The 14,625-nt window shown below is 37.1% G+C and carries 14 protein-coding genes; 4 read left to right on the top strand and 10 right to left on the bottom strand.

Annotation, left to right across the window (positions count from 1 at the left end):
* The first annotated feature begins 300 nt into the window (after window positions 1-300).
* Window positions 301-2,115, top strand: a complete 1,815-nt coding sequence (gene pepF, locus J2Z40_RS01620; RefSeq protein WP_066394354.1) for an oligoendopeptidase F — start codon at window positions 301-303, stop codon at window positions 2,113-2,115.
* Window positions 2,116-2,230: 115 nt separating this feature from the next.
* The gene (locus tag J2Z40_RS01615) at window positions 2,231-2,398 is read left to right on the top strand and encodes a hypothetical protein (protein WP_157087820.1); all 168 of its coding nucleotides are present in this window, start codon (window positions 2,231-2,233) and stop codon (window positions 2,396-2,398) included.
* Between the two features lie 44 nt (window positions 2,399-2,442).
* On the opposite strand, the gene J2Z40_RS01610 is transcribed toward J2Z40_RS01615, so the two are convergent.
* Entirely contained in the window at window positions 2,443-2,664 is a 222-nt protein-coding gene (locus J2Z40_RS01610; RefSeq protein ID WP_245349932.1) for a cold-inducible protein YdjO-related protein, read from the bottom strand.
* A gap of 64 nt (window positions 2,665-2,728) precedes the next feature.
* On the opposite strand from J2Z40_RS01610, the gene J2Z40_RS19945 reads away from it, so the two are divergent.
* The gene (locus J2Z40_RS19945) at window positions 2,729-2,863 is read left to right on the top strand and encodes a hypothetical protein (RefSeq protein ID WP_281064425.1); all 135 of its coding nucleotides are present in this window, start codon (window positions 2,729-2,731) and stop codon (window positions 2,861-2,863) included.
* A gap of 52 nt (window positions 2,864-2,915) precedes the next feature.
* Here J2Z40_RS19945 and J2Z40_RS01605 read toward each other — a convergent pair whose 3' ends face one another.
* The 9 genes from J2Z40_RS01605 to J2Z40_RS01565 all read right to left on the bottom strand — a co-directional run bounded on the left by J2Z40_RS01605 (window position 2,916) and on the right by J2Z40_RS01565 (window position 12,533).
* Window positions 2,916-4,097, bottom strand: a complete 1,182-nt coding sequence (locus J2Z40_RS01605; protein WP_066394355.1) for an MFS transporter — start codon at window positions 4,095-4,097, stop codon at window positions 2,916-2,918.
* 105 nt (window positions 4,098-4,202) lie between these two features.
* On the bottom strand, window positions 4,203-5,903 hold the full coding sequence (locus J2Z40_RS01600; protein ID WP_066394356.1) for a putative ABC transporter permease subunit: 1,701 nt from the start codon (window positions 5,901-5,903) through the stop codon (window positions 4,203-4,205).
* On the bottom strand, window positions 5,900-6,646 hold the full coding sequence (locus tag J2Z40_RS01595; protein ID WP_066394357.1) for an ABC transporter ATP-binding protein: 747 nt from the start codon (window positions 6,644-6,646) through the stop codon (window positions 5,900-5,902). Before J2Z40_RS01595 ends, J2Z40_RS01600 begins: the two co-directional genes overlap by 4 nt.
* 117 nt (window positions 6,647-6,763) lie before the next feature.
* Complete coding sequence (locus J2Z40_RS01590) at window positions 6,764-7,663, bottom strand: NapH/MauN family ferredoxin-type protein (protein WP_066394358.1); 900 nt, start codon at window positions 7,661-7,663, stop codon at window positions 6,764-6,766.
* A 30-nt stretch (window positions 7,664-7,693) separates the two neighbouring features.
* Entirely contained in the window at window positions 7,694-8,248 is a 555-nt protein-coding gene (locus J2Z40_RS01585; protein WP_066394361.1) for a 4Fe-4S dicluster domain-containing protein, read from the bottom strand.
* Window positions 8,245-8,508, bottom strand: a complete 264-nt coding sequence (locus J2Z40_RS01580) for a chaperone NapD (RefSeq protein ID WP_066394362.1) — start codon at window positions 8,506-8,508, stop codon at window positions 8,245-8,247. Before J2Z40_RS01580 ends, J2Z40_RS01585 begins: the two co-directional genes overlap by 4 nt.
* 352 nt (window positions 8,509-8,860) lie before the next feature.
* The gene (locus J2Z40_RS01575) at window positions 8,861-9,268 is read right to left on the bottom strand and encodes a nitrate reductase cytochrome c-type subunit (protein WP_066394364.1); all 408 of its coding nucleotides are present in this window, start codon (window positions 9,266-9,268) and stop codon (window positions 8,861-8,863) included.
* Between the two features lie 17 nt (window positions 9,269-9,285).
* On the bottom strand, window positions 9,286-11,826 hold the full coding sequence (napA, locus tag J2Z40_RS01570) for a nitrate reductase catalytic subunit NapA (RefSeq protein WP_066394367.1): 2,541 nt from the start codon (window positions 11,824-11,826) through the stop codon (window positions 9,286-9,288).
* Window positions 11,827-11,936: 110 nt separating this feature from the next.
* Entirely contained in the window at window positions 11,937-12,533 is a 597-nt protein-coding gene (locus J2Z40_RS01565) for a 4Fe-4S dicluster domain-containing protein (protein WP_066394369.1), read from the bottom strand.
* Window positions 12,534-12,938: 405 nt separating this feature from the next.
* On the opposite strand from J2Z40_RS01565, the gene J2Z40_RS01560 reads away from it, so the two are divergent.
* The gene (locus J2Z40_RS01560) at window positions 12,939-14,423 is read left to right on the top strand and encodes an aldehyde dehydrogenase family protein (RefSeq protein WP_066394371.1); all 1,485 of its coding nucleotides are present in this window, start codon (window positions 12,939-12,941) and stop codon (window positions 14,421-14,423) included.
* Window positions 14,424-14,625 lie beyond the last annotated feature (202 nt).

The raw sequence follows: 14,625 nt of genomic DNA, 5'->3' as shown, positions 1-14,625 counted from the left end.
CTTGGATTTTATGGTCTAAGCGATCTTTTACCGATTAATTAGAAGCTCAGGAACGGTTCGTGGCCTAACTTTACGCTTCCATACACTTCAAGAGATAAAGCCTGATTTTACCCCCGCAAAAGTATCTCCACCCTTCACGATCAATGTATTAGAGATCACCAATTAGATTTCTACCGATATCTTAAACTCTTCGCATTTTTTAACATGTTATAATTCATTTTAAATATTTTGAAAAGTATATATTTTATTGTATAATCATTTAGAGACACGAAATGATAAAAGTTTAAAGGAGGATTATTTATGGTGAAAACTGCTGAAAAAAGACAGAGCCGTTCTGAAATACCTGAAGAGTTTACATGGGACGTAACCGATTTATTTGCTAATGAAAGTGACTGGAAGCGAGAAATTGAATCAATCGAACAAGATTTAACCTCGTTTGAAAAGTTTAAAGGCGAATTAAAAAATACTTCAGCCATATTGCTTGAATGTTTGTTAGCACAAGAGAAACTCATGATAAGACTAGTTCAAGCAGGAACTTATGCAAATTTACGTCAGTCTGAAGATGGGACAAATCCAAATAATCAAGCTAATTCGGCACTAATTGCTTCTTTAAGAGCAAAAACAAGTGCTGCGCTTTCCTTTATTGATTCAGAGCTATTATCTTTACCTGATGGCATGCTCGATCAATACATAGCCGAAAATGCACAGTTAGTTCCATTCAAAAACCAATTAGATGATTTATTACAAACTAAAAAACATCAGCTTTCTCCTGAAACAGAAGAAGCACTTGCTGCTTTGGGAGAAGTTCATGCTGCGCCATATGCGATCTATCAATCCGGAAAACTGGCAGATATGCAATTTTCTAACTTTGTTGACGGTGATGGAAATGAATTGCCTAATTCTTTTGCTCTTTTTGAAGACAGATATGAATTTTCAGCAGATGCAACCGTAAGAAGAAATGCCTATCGTTCCTTTTCAGACTCTTTAATTCAGTATAAAAATACATTTGCTGCTGTATATTCATCAGAAGTTAAGAAGCAAGTATCGATTGCTAAGCTTCGAAAATATGAATCAGTTACGGATATGCTGCTTGCTCCACAGCATGTAACGAAAGAAATGTATCATAATCAATTAGATATTATTTTAAAAGAACTATCTCCACATATGCAGAGATTTGCAAAGCTTAAAAAGCGAGTATTAGGATTGGATCACATGCAATTCTGTGATTTAAAAGCACCTTTGGATCCAGATTTCAATCCAGCGACAACATATGAAGAAGCAAGCAAAGTGATCCTAGAAGCGCTAAAAATAATGGGTCCTGAATATACAGCAATAATGGAAAAGGGATTATCAGAAAGATGGGTTGATTTAGCTGATAATATTGGAAAATCAACAGGAGCTTTTTGTGCAAGTCCATATGGTTCACATCCGTATATTTTGATTACATGGACAGATACGATGCGTGGTGCCTTTGTTCTTGCTCACGAGCTAGGACATGCTGGTCATTTCTATTTAGCAAATAAAAATCAACGGATTATGAATACACGTCCCTCTACCTATTTTGTCGAGGCTCCATCAACAATGAATGAATTGCTTCTAGGTCAACACTTAATGGCAGGTACCGATGATTCACGAATGAAGCGCTGGGTTATTTTACAACTATTAGGAACGTATTATCATAATTTCGTTACCCATTTATTAGAAGGCGAATTCCAACGACGAGTGTACACTCTTGCCGAACAAGGAACTCCCCTTACAGCAAAAGTCTTATGTGATCAAAAAGCAGATGTGCTGTCATCCTTCTGGGGAGATGCTATTGAGATTGATGAATATGCGAGCCTTACTTGGATGCGTCAGCCACACTATTATATGGGATTATATCCTTATACTTATTCTGCTGGGTTAACAGCTTCTACTGCAATGGCACAGCAAATAAAGGATGAAGGGCAACCTGCAGTTGAGCGCTGGCTAAATGTTCTCAAAGCTGGTGGAACAAAGAAACCACAAGATCTATTACTACATGCAGGTATCGATATGACAAAACCAGACCCTATCCGGAAAGCTGTCGCTTATGTCGGATCATTAGTGGATGAATTAGAAAATAGCTATCATTAAAAAGGCATGTCTCTCCATTTTTTGGAGGGGCATGATTTTTTTATTTTTGAATAACCTAGCGAGTAATTTGTTATGTTATTGATAAGGTAGTTGTTTTTAAAAAGGGGATGAATCGATGAAAAAGCAAACGAATAAAAGACAGCAAGAGACTACGGGCAAAGATCAGTTTTTTCCGAATGATTATAAATACAGAGGTAACTCACTGGATGAACATCATTCCATCGAAACAGCGAATGTCCTTCAGAGTGAAAAGGAATTAGGGCAGCAAAATGAAAATTTATAAAGAGAAAATAGACTGCTGTCATCATTGACAACAGTCTCATCTGTTTATTCAATCTGTGGCAATTCCCTCATTTCTGCAGTTGTATCATTGCCACATAAAGGACATTTTAAATCTGATGAAGCAAATTCTTTTCTCATCCAACCGTTACAGCTATCTTGGCTGCAGGCATACACTTCTGTATCAAGCATAACTACTTCTGGTTTATCATCCTGATTTCTACGATTGAAAAAAATAGCAAACGCCCCCTTTTTCCTTAGTATAGTCAATTTTGGAAGAAATAACCTACATTTTGTAGATATCGAGACACATGATTAATTGGAGGAATTGTCAATGAATAAGAAAGAATCGAAGAGATATACTGTTGTTGGTACCGATATTGAAGAAGTTAAGAGGCTTAATCGTCATTCAGGCTTATCATACAATCAAGTAAAAGAACTAATTGCCAAAAGTATAAATAATAAATAGTATAATTTCCTCATACGAAAAGAAGTTGCTGATTCGCAACTTCTTTTCGTACCTACCCTCTTGTTATTGCCTGGGCATTCTGAATTGATTTTTCCTCTTTCAATAACCATATACTTAACAGAACACCGACTAATGCTAATACACTGAAAAATAAATAGACAGCAAAGATTGAGAACTCCTCAAATATGATTCCACCAATAAATGTACAGAACCAGTTGCCGAGCCCATTTCCAATCGCTGAATATAAGGTAATAGCAGTAGCTGTAATATGAATAGGAGTAATATCACGAATATATTGCAATCCTGCTGGTATAAAGAGCCCAATCGAGAACCCTTGCAGAATGGATGTAGAGTATATTATCCATAAGTCCGGTTCAAAAAAATAGAGAAGCCATCTGATAAGTGAAACCACACCTGCAATCGTTGCAACTTGTAATAAGCCCATCCGTCTAATCCAACTTGCTGCTACTTTCATAAAGGGAATTTCTGATAATACAGCAAGCAAAAATGCAATTCCAATGCCTGTATATGTTCCTCCGCTTCCATCAATAAAAAGACCAAAATATGTATTATTAGCTAAATTAGGCCCAAATACTAGAAAGGTAATTACAAGGAAAACGAGAAACTTTTTGTGAAAAAGTACCTCTTTTACTCCACTAAGAATATTTTGATTTCTGCTGCTCTTTTCTGAGGGCATTTTCGAAGCAAATATACTCCCGAGTAAAAGAGAAATAAAGAAGGCAATAAAAATAATCTTTGGATTTAGTTCAGAAAGTCTTCCCATTACAAATACGGCAATACCAAAACCTAATGAACCGAATAAACGGATATTCCCATAATTCACTTTTACTTTAGCTGTATATTTAATTGATAAGCTATCTGAAACTGGAATGATTGCACTTTGAAAGATCGCTACACAAATGGCAATGATTAATAATAAATAATAACCGCTAAATGTAATATATCCAAGTCCAAACGTTCCTGCCAGTAAAGTTGTACAGACAAGAATTTTAATCGGATTGTTGAATTTATCCGATAACATTCCCCACATCGGTTGAAAGAAAATCATAATAATCGGACTAATCGACATAATAATCCCAATTTGGTATCCGTTTAACTTTTCAACATCACTTAAATATACACTTAATAGTGGATAAAGACTTCCTGTACCAAAAAAGGTTAAAAGATAAAATGTTTGCATTGTCAGTAGATTTTTTTTAATATGCTTTGTCATTGCTTTTTCCTCAATTTCGAAAAATAGTTTGGTAATCGCTTTTCAATAAATGAAAAACTATTTAAATCAAACTATATTTTAACATTTATACTAACTTGTTCATATCTATTTTTTATTTGTGACAAAGTTAATTGTTAACCCTTTATTGATACGAATTACAGTTAAATATAATGTAAATATTGCTACTCCAACTGAAATAAGTAGTGTGATAAGCCCACTAATAACTGTTAAAATGGCCATATTTGCAGCTTTCCATTTAAGCATTGTAAAAAGCATGCCTACAATTCCAATCGGCTTTTCCCCATCCTGGAATAGATTTAATGTATCTGTTGGGATTAAGACAAGGAGTGACGGGAAAGCAGCTATAAATAGATACAAAAATGATAAAATCATTAATAAAAAGGATACACCCGTTTCTAGTCTATTTTGTGGATTATTTGGGTTGTATTTTGCACCGATCGAACCAATCCAAAGACCAATGCCAGTAATACCTAAAGACATAATTGATACAACGATAATGCCAAGAAAAATATCAAATAATTTCCATTGAAAAATTAATCCACCAACTACTTCTAACACTGATAGGATGACTACAGGGATTAACCAATTGATCCAAAATTTTCCTAGAGCAATTTGCCAGCCTGTTAATGGCATTATACGCAAAAGATGAATCGAATAAGCTTCTCGTGCGATTGCGGATGAAGAAAAACCACTTGTCATGAAAGTGAACATAAATAAGAAGATTCCTTGTAATACAATCCAAGATATCGCAGGATTACTGAAAATAAACTCTTTACTCCCATCGTTATTAAAAATTGTAATAAAAGGAAAAATCATAAAAATGAGGAAAGGCAAAAATGTCACCCATTCACGCATATCTCTTTGAATGGCACGCCATTCTTTTATTCCGATTGCAATGATTGGATGATTTAATTGAACATTTACTTTCTTTCGCTTTCGTTTCTTTTTCGATCGACTTCCATCATTCATCTTTATCCAGCCTGTTCTAAATCCTTTTTCAACTAGTAAAGATGATAGAAAAATCAGAAGTCCTGTAAACAATAGTAACAAAATAAATGGGAGAATAAATCCACTTGATCCACTATGAGCTTCCATTAAGCTTCTCCCACCCCATTCCATCGGGAGCCATTTAGGCATTTGCGGAAGTTCCGTTACCATTTGATTATCTCTATTATTTTGATGCAATAAATTTGGAAGTTGAAATAAAATATACACGATTATTCCCGCGATCGCGCTCATCGCAGTCATTAATTCTTTTGCCCGATGTACAGGTATAATCTGAATAAGCATCAAATTAATTAAATAAGCAACACTTAAACCGAGCAGCATAATTAAAAGCGAAACAATAATTGCTACTGGATAGAAAATAAGGCTTGCTTGACTAGCCATTCCAAAAACCATTATGAGAACAATAGATACTACCCATAAAATTCCTGGTACACCTAAAAAACTTTGTAGGAATTTGACCCAATAAATACTTTTTGTTTTTATTGGCAGTGTAAATAAAAATGCTAGATCATTCGTGCCATACAAATTTTTGAATACTTGTGGAACACCAAATAAAATAGTAAAAGCCAAAAGTGCAGAAAATACATAGGGAATGATTGGTTCAAAAAAATGCAGCGGCAATGAGACAGCCATCCCACCAATTGCAAAACTGAAAAGGACAGTAATAAACAAAGCACCAATCGTTATGAAAACAAAAGCAACTTTAGTATTATCTGGGGCTGTTCTAAATTGAGTTTTCCCCATATTCCAATAGAGAAGCATGAGATTCCTTGTCATATTTCCACCTTCTCGTCACCTGTAAGTTCTAGGAATAAATCCTCAAGTGTAGCTTGTGTCTTTCCCCCCTTTAATTCATCCATCGTACCAATCGCGATGATTTCTCCTTTATTAATAATTCCTACCCTATGACACATTTGTTCTGCAATTTCTAGGATATGTGTTGACATAAATACAGTCATGCCTTCCTTTGATAAGGATTGCAATAGGTTTTTTAATGTTTTTGCCCCTTTAGGATCCAATCCTACAGTTGGTTCATCAAGAAACAGGACATCTGGTTGATGGATAAAAGCACCGCAGAGATTGATTTTTTGCTTCATTCCGTGTGAATAAGATTCAATTAATTCATCCGCCCTCTCCTCTAGTTGAAATAATGAGAGATACTTCTCCACTCGTTCTTCAAAGACTTGTTGGTCAATTTGATAGACACTTCCAATAAACTTTAAAAACTCTCTGCCAGTAAGTTTTGGATAAAGAATTGGATGATCAGGAATATACGCCATTTTCTTTTTTGCTTCAATCGGTTCTTTCCAAATATTCGTACCAGCTATTTCAATCTCTCCACTCCCTGGTTCAAGGAGACCTGTCATCATTTTAATTGTCGTTGTTTTTCCAGCCCCATTAGGGCCTAAGAAACAAAAGAGCTCTCCTTTTTGTATATCTAAATTCACATTTTTCACGGCATGAAAGGAGCCATATCTTTTTGATAGATTGGATACCTTAATCATTCGTGTCTTATCCATTCCTCCACCTCATTTGCATTTTTGTCTACTATCCTATACGACTGGGTTGGAAAAAGGTTCCCATTTAATAGACTATAATAGAAAAGGCAAAACCAATTGGTTCTGCCTAAAAATGATTCAACTAATATTATACCATTTTGCAAATCTTTCCTTTTCCTGTCTTTCCCGATTTAATTCGCTATCTTCCTTTGCACGAGAAGTTGGCAGTTGAGCGGTAATCTTCAGTGCGTTAAATGGACAATGATCAACACATGCCCCACAAAGACTACAATCACCTGAAACTACAAACTTACTTTCCCTATAAATTCCTGGTTCTAAAATAACTGGATCAGCAAAGCACACTGAACGACATGTATCACAGCCAACACATGCATCATGATCAAACTTTACATTAAATACGCCTGCTTCTCCGAATGATTGGTAGAACCCACCTAATGGGCAAAAATAACGACACCATCCTCGCTTTGAAATGAGCAATTCAAATAATACGATTGCTAGGATGATCCAAATACCAATACCAAAGGTGAATAATGCATTCTTTACTGTAAAACCAATTGGAGAAACCAGCTCAAATACTGGTACACCAACAATAAATGATAATACTAAAACAGCAAGTGCCAGCTGCTTTTTTATGTGACGATTGTATATTTTGTCGGGAACCTTTATATATTTTCGTAACTTTTCAGTTAGTTCTAATAGTGTGTTTACAGGACAAACCCAGCTGCAGAACACTCTTCCGCTGACAATAAAGTAAAAAAGGAAGATAATCATTGCTCCCGAAAGATAGCCAATATTTATTTTTTTCGAAGCTAAAATTACTTGTAAAGCTGCAAATGGATCTGATAATACAATCCCAATAAAAGTAGATGATCCGAGTGAACCAAAGAAAAAATGATCTCCTTCTACTACAGCAAAAATAAGTGGCGAGAGAAAAAGAGCAATGATTGAGAATTGGACAATTTTTCTGGCCACTGTCCACTTTCGTAACGAACTACCCATTTTTTTCATCTTGCTCATTCCTAACCTACAAAGTTGCCCAAACGGGTCTTAAATTGATTGGATAAGAATTCCTTTCTGTTCTGCAATACAGCTTGCTACACATAGTCCACATCCTGTGCACGCTTCATTTTGAATCATTGGTTTTCCATTTATTAATGTAAGTGCCCCTTCCTCAGGACATGAACGGACACAATAGTCACACATTACTTCTTGAAAAGCAAGACAGCTAGTAGGATGAATGACAGCCCTGCCAATAGCAGGAATCTCCAAACGTCCGCTCAAGCTTAGGGCATCAGTTGGGCACACTTCAATACATTTATTGCAAAAGGTACATGGATTCTCGTTCGGATTCAAGTATGGGGTATTCACTAACTTGGCACCGTCCGTTAGAGTGAATAAGCTAATGATACTCTCTGGACAGCTTTCTTTACATTTTCCGCACCGATTGCATGATGTCAAAAAATCAAGTTCGCTGCGGGCTCCGGGTGGCCGAAAAAAGTCTCGTTCTTGTTCAAGTTGCGTCCCAATAAAATTACCTAAAAAGCCAACAGTTGCTTCCCAGTTAATGGAGAGAAATTGTCTACGATTGACTCTGTCATTCATTGAATAACAGCTGCTTCTTGATAAGCAGGTTCCTCTTCAAAGTTACTGTATGCTAAACAAATCGTTAAAACACCATTAATTGGCTTAAACGTTTCAGCAATTTCATAACTAGCATGAATGGTTTCTGCTTCAACAGTAAGGATGATTTTGTAATCATCTTCTATGTGGTGTACTTCCACCCCATCCATTTTATTTAATACTTCTGCAGCTTCATTCGCCATTCCAGGAACTGTTTCAATGTAAATACCTGATATTACCATAATAAATCCCCATCTTTCTTTAAATTAGCTTCCCGTAAGAGTACGATCCAATTGGATTAGAACGTACTATTTTCGAGCAATAGGATACAGCACATTGACCCTTCATAAGCCGTTCTGGCTTGAAGGTTAAAGGACAACCTTCATTCCAGATCGTCTTATGCTTGTCGGGTCAGACCAAGGCGCTTTCGCTTTTCTTTGTCTAGCTACAGCGCCTATCGCCTACCAAACTTCAGGTCCCCTCCCTGCGATAAGTCAACATCGGTTCGTTCCTCACCGTGTTTCCTTTATCTCAGTCGAAGACCTTCCAGTTTGTACGGCGATGACCAAGGCGCTTCCGCTTTTCTAGTTATTCTTAATCATTAAATGCGGATTTGCTATCATTTTGTGTTGCATGACATTGCTGGCAATTATCTCTGAAGACAGTTCCTTTTATATCTTGATCATAAAAATGATCAGCAGGCGGTGTTGGTGCACCTGTTTCTGGGACTGCGTGACATGTCATACAACTTTCATGATGCAACTCTGGATTCCAACGATCAATGTGATCAGATGGCTGCATAGGGGGAGCACCTAAAAGTACCATTGTTGCTGATGCTTCCCTGTTATCATCTGAAAGTTGTGGAATTGATACCGTTTTTTCCGTTTGTACTGTGCTTTCCTCTTGTGTCTCCGTTTGACTAGAATACAACTTTGAGGCACCAATGGATACCGAAACAACTAAGATAAATGCGACAACAAATAACAATTCTTTGCTTCTCATGGTTTACACCCCAATTCTTATGCTTTCACAATCTTAACTGCACACTTTTTATAATCTGGTTGCTTTGAAATTGGACAATAACAATCTAATGTAACAAGATTAATTAACGTTTCTTCAGCGAAGAACGGTACATACACGAGCCCTTTAGGTGGATTTCCTCGTCCCTTTGTTGTTGCTTTCACTTCGCATTCTCCACGTTTAGAAATTACTTTCACCATATCACCATTTTGAATACCTAATGCTTGTGCATCCTCGGGATGAATTTCACATAATGCTTCAGGCACTGCTCTGTGTAGTTCAGGTACTCGTCTCGTCATCGAGCCACTATGCCAATGCTCGAGAACGCGTCCTGTACATAGCCAGAATGGGTATTCTGCATCTGGAATTTCGGCTGCGTCTTCAAATGGACGGAAAATGACACTTGGACGATGGTCATCTGATTTATAGAAATCAATGTTATCGTATTTTCCTATTTCACCAAATTCTTCAACTCCGTATTGGTCAAATCCTTCCTCTTGTTTGCCATGGGCATATCGCCAATTTGTCTCAACCCATTCACCATTCACTTCACGAACTGGCCAACATATGCCATGTTGCTTGAAATATTCCTCATATGGCGCCATTTGTTTCGCTTTTAATTTCAATTTTTTTCCTAATTCTTGAATTTCTTTATTTTTACTTTCATGTGGATTTGTGAATGAACGGTATTCTGCCCATAGGCGACTGTTCACCTCATGCCCATCCTCTAATAAGTCATTTTTATCATAGTCCCACACATTTCCAAAAAGAACATCAAATGAAGGTTTATCACCGATTTTCTTGCCATCAAGCACCCGTTTGGCAATTTGGATAAGTGTCCAAATATCCCATTTTGCTTCACCAGGTGGTTCAGTACATTTTTCAAAGACTGAAGTGCGTCGTTCAGCATTTCCAAATTGTCCTTCTCGTTCTACCCACATTGCTGCTGGAAAAACAACATCTGCTAATTCCGTTGATTTTGTTGGATATACCTCTGAAACGACGATAAAACCATCAAGGACGCCCTTGCCATCGGCATCATTTCCTCTAAATCGATTTAGTTTTGGCATCGTTTGTCCCCAGTTATTTGACATACTCCAGAGGAACTTTACATTGCCCTTCCCTAACTCCCTGAACATTTTCACCGTATGGAAACCAGGTTTTTCAATCGGATCTAAATACCCAGCTGGTAAATTCCAAATCATTTCTGTATATCTTCTATGTTCCGGATTATTTACGACCATATCAGATGGAAGTCTATGTGAGAATACACCTACTTCCCTTGCCGTTCCACAAGCGCTAGGCTGACCAGTTAATGAAAATGGTCCATTTCCAGGTTTGCTTATTTTTCCAGTCAATAAATGAATATTATAGACAAGATTATTAATCCACGTGCCTCTTGTATGCTGATTCATTCCCATTGTCCATAAAGACATGATTTTTTTCTTTGGATCTCCGAATTCTTTTGCTAATGCTTCAATATCACTTGCAGGAACACCAGAAATTTCTTCAGCTTTTTCAAGTGTATAAGCACTTACACTTTGTTTATATTCTTCAAAAGAAATCTCCCAAACCTTATCCGCGTCTTTCCCATCTGTCACATCATAGTCATCTTTAAATGAATGCCCCAGATTTTCTGTTCCTGCTTTAAATTTAAGATGATCATCAATGAATTTTTGATCATATAAATTATTTTGAATGAGATAATTAGCAATTGCATTGGCAATCGCCAAGTCAGATTGAGGTCTGAAGATCATTGTTGTATCCGCAGTTTCAGATGTTCTAGAATGCCGAGTTGTAAGATCATAATGTTTGACACTTGTGTTAGCGAGCTTTCGCGCTGTTAATCGCGAATACAATACAGGATGCATTTCAGCCATATTCGCACCCCATGTGACAAACACATCTGCTTCATCTAAATCTTTATAGGAGCCCATCGGTTCATCCGATTGGAAAGTCGACATAAACCCTGTAACAGCACTAGCCATACAAAGTCTTGCATTAGGGTCAATATTATTATTTAATAGACCAGCCTTCCATAACTTTACAGATACATAGCCATCCATAATTGTCTGTTGTCCTGATCCCCAAAATGCAATGGATGAAGGATCTTTCTCATAATTTTCCTTTAATTTCTTTGCGACAAGATCTAATGCTTCTTCCCATGATGCTTCTCTGAAGCCTTCCATTGTTCCTTTTTTGGATTTATCTTCACGAATGAGAGGCTTTGTTAAGCGATCTTTCCCAAATAAAATTTTCCCAACGTAAAAACCTTTAATACAATTTAATCCTTTACTTGATCGGTTATCAGGATCTCCCTTGGTCGCTACAACTTTTCCATCCTTAATGCCTACTAATACACCGCAGCCTGTACCGCAAAAACGGCAAACCGTTGATTTCCATTCATCAGGTTCTGCTGTTTCGACTGCTGAAGCTACATCTGTACCAGCCGGTTTTACTTCCTTCTTTTTACAGCCTGCAACTGCCATTGTCATGGAAATTGCGGTCGCTTTAAGTAAGGTTCTTCTAGTTAATTCCATAGCTTACTTTCCTCCCTTTTAACATGAAGAGACTTTTTCTATTTATCTATTTATTTAAAGTGGTACGCAATTTAAAGTATTCTTTGTTGCATTTCCCACTAAAAATCTTGTTAGAACAATCCTTTTATTTCCCGTGGCTTTACCCGAATGGCGACTGGATTATCAACGACGCATCTTTGTTCACAAATTCCACAGCCTACACACTTTTCTTGGTCAATGATTGGTGCGAATACAGCATGTGTTGGATCATCTGGCTTTACATAAATATTGAGCTTTATTGCTTCATCAATTAAAGGACATTCACGATAGCATACTTCGCATCGCATGCCATGATATGCTATACATGCTTCTGTATCAATTACAGCTGTTCCCATTTCTACATCATAAACATTGTGAATCCCTGTTAAAGCATCTGTTGGACATACATTCACACAAGGAAAGTCATCACAAAGACGGCAAGGATTATCTCTAGCATCGATATAAGGAGTTCCAATTCCTAAGCCTAAATTCTCATTGCCCATTTTTATAGAGTCATATGGACATGCTTGATTGCATTTTCCACATCTGACGCATAGGGCTAAGAATTCATCTTCATCTGCTGCACCTGGAGGCCTGAGAACTGTTTTGTTTCCAGCTTTCATGATGTTTAGCAGTTCATAGGCTGCCAAGCCGCCGATCATTAATTTGAAAAATCCTGCACCCTTCAATTTTCCCCTCTCCTTGATACAATAGAATCATATTTCTATTGATGGCTCTTATAGGATATATCTTACATTTATCGTAATATTAACAAAAATGAAGTTCTGTGATATTTTCCTCAATCACAGAATGTTCAAAACTATAAAGAAACAGCATTAACACAGGTATTTACTCACTATTTCAAATAAGCGTTCACATTCAGTTCTTATTTTTGACATTTTTCAGACATAAATCGTATAAAGTGAAAAATAAATGTAGGAATAGCTGTCGATTATTGTCAGAATATTTGTTAAATTAGTTGTTGATAATCAAATTTTCATAGTGTTAACATAGTATTGTAAGCGTTCACAATAGCAATCTTCTTCACCTTGCAACATGAATTACATAGATTACTATTTTAAAGGAGGAGTACGATGAGTCAATTAACAGTAGATTTAAAAGAAAAGGTAGAAAAGTTTCTGAGCGGGAACAAACATCTTTATATTAATGGAGAATTCGTTGAAAGTAAGTCAAAAAAAACGTTTGAAACATATAATCCAGCCACAGGCGAAGTACTTGCAAATGTATACGAGGCTGGTCCTGAAGATATCGATCTTGCAGTAAAAGCTGCTAGAAAGGCATTTGATGAGGGTCCATGGTCAAAAATGAGCGCCTCTAAAAGAAGCCGTCTTATGTACAAGTTAGCAGATTTAATGGAAGAAAATAGTGCAGAGCTTGCGCAGTTAGAAACATTAGATAATGGAAAACCAATTCGTGAAACAACACATGCAGATATCCCACTTGCTGTTGAACATATGCGCTATTATGCTGGCTGGTCAACAAAAATTGTTGGGCAAACCATTCCTGTAAACGGTCCATTTTTCAACTATACTCGTCATGAAGCTGTAGGGGTTGTTGGACAAATCATTCCATGGAACTTCCCTCTGCTAATGGCCATGTGGAAATTAGGTGCTGCCCTTGCAACTGGCTGTACTGTCGTACTTAAACCAGCAGAACAAACACCACTTACTGCTTTATACTTAGCAGAATTAATTGAAGAAGCTGGATTCCCAGCAGGTGTTGTTAATATTGTAGCTGGATTCGGAGAGACTGCTGGCCAGTCGCTAGTTGATCATCCATTAGTCGATAAGATCGCCTTTACAGGTTCAACTGAAGTCGGCAAAATGATTATGCAAAGAGCATCTAAAACTTTAAAACGAGTGACACTTGAACTAGGTGGGAAATCACCGAATATTATTCTTCCAGACGCTGATTTATCAAAAGCCATTCCTGGAGCTCTTAATGGAGTGATGTTTAACCAAGGTCAAGTATGCTGTGCCGGATCACGTGTATTTATCCAAAAGAAACAATTCGATAATGTTGTTGCTGACATGGTTAGCCATGCGAAGAATATCAAACAAGGTGCTGGTATTCATGCGGATACTGAAATTGGTCCACTAGTTTCAACCGAACAGCAAAAACGAGTATTAGGCTATATTGAAAAAGGTGTCAGCGAAGGTGCTCAGCTTCTAGTTGGCGGTGAAAAGCCTCAAGAACAAGGCTACTTTGTCTCCCCTACTATTTTTGCAGATGTACGTGACGAGATGACAATTGCAAAAGAAGAGATCTTTGGTCCAGTTATTTCAGCATTGCCGTATGAGGATCTAGACGAATTGATTAATCGTGCCAATAATAGTGAATACGGATTGGCTGCTGGCGTTTGGACACGTGATGTCGCAAATGCCCATTATGTAGCAAGTAAGCTTCGAGCAGGAACTGTTTGGGTGAACTGCTATAATGCCTTTGATGCGGCTTCTCCATTTGGTGGATATAAGCAATCAGGTATGGGCCGAGAAATGGGATCCTATGCGCTTGATAATTACACAGAAGTAAAAAGTGTTTGGATTTCTATGAAATAAGTTGAGGCTGGCGTAATACCGGCATAACAAAATACAAAGGAAATTAAAAAGCCCAATTTCTCTATTCTAGTGAGAAATTGGGCTTTTCATTGCACAAAAGCAAACGATTATTTACTTTTATAAAAGAAATAAGTAGTTCAAGCCGTTGCCATTCATCAGATACTTGAAATGATTGATTCATACGGACAATAGCTGAATTGTA

Origin of the sequence: Cytobacillus eiseniae (assembly GCF_017874625.1) — a bacterium.
Taxonomy (GTDB): Bacteria; Bacillota; Bacilli; order Bacillales; family Cytobacillaceae; genus Cytobacillus; species Cytobacillus eiseniae.
This window is presented reverse-complemented; position numbering and strand designations above follow the sequence as displayed.